This is a genomic window from Halorubrum trapanicum (assembly GCF_017873555.1).
Taxonomy (GTDB): domain Archaea; phylum Halobacteriota; class Halobacteria; order Halobacteriales; family Haloferacaceae; genus Halorubrum; species Halorubrum trapanicum.
The window spans coordinates 1-2,056 of sequence record NZ_JAGGKE010000025.1 but is presented as its reverse complement, the minus strand read 5'-3'; the positions used below and the strand labels follow the sequence as shown (position 1 = coordinate 2,056).

Here is a 2,056-nt window from a genome sequence, read left to right as displayed (position 1 = left end):
ACCGCTTTGGCCGCCTTTATGCCGACTCTCGGAGTCGAACCGAGACTCTCTGCTCCCGCGTAAAATCGGGAGGAGAGACGCCTGTGTCGGTCTGGTTCGATACCAACCGTGTATATCGTGCGATCCAGGTACCGCCTGAACTCATGCGAGTCGTGGCGCGTCAGCGCCAATGAATGTGGCTCGGTCTGTTAGTTCTCGTGGGCTTAACACCTCGTTGCCTCGGTGCGTACACCCCGAGTCTATCGAACTCGTCTTCTACGAGTGACCTCTGTGGTACCTCTTTTCCATGTGGGTTTCGAGCTTAGATGCGTTCAGCTCTTACCCCGTGTCGCGTGGCTACTCGGCAGCTGCCCTTCCGGACAACCGATACACCAGTGGCGACCAAACGTAGTTCCTCTCGTACTATACGTTCGTTCACGTCAGGTACCTCACACCCCCAATAGATAGCAGCCGACCTGTCTCACGACGGTCTAAACCCAGCTCACGACCTCCTTTAATAGGCGAACAACCTCACCCTTGCCCGCGTCTGCACGGGCAGGATGGAGGGAACCGACATCGAGGTAGCAAGCCACTCGGTCGATATGTGCTCTTGCGAGTGACGACTCTGTTATCCCTAAGGTAGCTTTTCTGTCATCTACGGGTCCCATTCCGGAACCTCGTAGGTTCGCTAGACCACGCTTTCGCGTCAGCGTTCCTCGTTGGGAAGAACACTGTCAGACCATCTTGTGCTCTTGCGCTCTTCGCCGGATTCCCGACCCGGCTGAGATGATCTTCGGGCGCGCTCGATATCTTTTCGAGCGCGTACCGCCCCAGTCAAACTGCCCGGCTACCGGTGTACTCCTCCCGGAGTGAGAGTCGCAGTCACCGACGGGTAGTATTTCAATGTTGACTCGGTGGCGTGCTAGCGCACGTACCTGTGTAATGTCTCCTACCTATGCTGCACATCGGCGACCACGTCTCAGCGACAGCCTGCAGTAAAGCTCTATAGGGTCTTCGCTTCCCCTTGGGGGTCTCCAGACTCCGCACTGGAACGTACAGTTCACCGGGTCCAACGTTGGGACAGTGGCGCTCTCGTTTATCCATTCATGCAAGCCGCTACTGAAGCGGCAAGGTACTACGCTACCTTAAGAGGGTCATAGTTACCCCCGCCGTTGACGGGTCCTTCGTCCTCTTGTACGAGGTGTTCAGATACCCGCACTGGGCAGGATTCAGTGACCGTACGAGTCCTTGCGGATTTGCGGTCACCTGTGTTGTTACTAGACAGTCGGAGCGCCCGAGTCACTGCGACCTGCTCCTCAGAGAGCAGGCATCCCTTCTTCCGAAGGTACGGGACTAACTTGCCGAATTCCCTAACGTCGGTTCTCCCGACAGGCCTTGGCTTGCGCTGCCAGAGCACCTGTGTCGGATCTCGGTACGGACATCGTGCTTGCCTTTTCACGGGCCCTATGTACGGCTGACTTTCGCTGTTTCGCGCTTCGCTCGCTTCGTACCATGACGGTTTCCACGAGTTTCCGCGATTCGACCGGGCGAGTGCCCGGCTCAGCGGTCCACACGGCGTCGGCGTTTACTGCACGATGGCGCTGGAATATTAACCAGCTTCCCGTCGGTGTAGTCAAGTTGTGGTACACCTTAGGACCGGCTAACCCTCGGCTGAACGGCAGTGCCGAGGAACCCTTGCTCTTCAGGCCGTCGAGGTTCTCACCCGACTATCGCTGCTACTGTGACCAGGATTGTCGTTACTGGACGGTCCACACGAGCTCTCGCCCGGGCTTCCGTCCGACCAGTACGCCAACCTACGCGGTTGCCCCTGTCAAGGGCACGGCCAGGTCTCGGTGGTAGATTTGAGCCCCGATCATTTTGGGCGCCTCAAACCTCGGCCGGTAAGCTGTTACGCTTTTCTTAGCGGGTAGCTGCTTCTAAGCTCACCTCCCGGCTGTTTAGGGCTTGAGACCACCTTCGAATCGCACTTAATCTACACTTTGGGACCTTAACCCGGCTCTGGGTTGTTCCCCTCACGGTACACAGGCTTACCCCGCGCACCGGACTCCCTTCGTCT

At 57.7% G+C, this 2,056-nt stretch carries 1 rRNA gene; it reads right to left on the bottom strand.

Annotated features, from left to right (window positions below):
* Positions 1-168 precede the first annotated feature (168 nt).
* Positions 169-2,056 (bottom strand): 23S ribosomal RNA (locus J2744_RS15230); the annotation flags it as partial.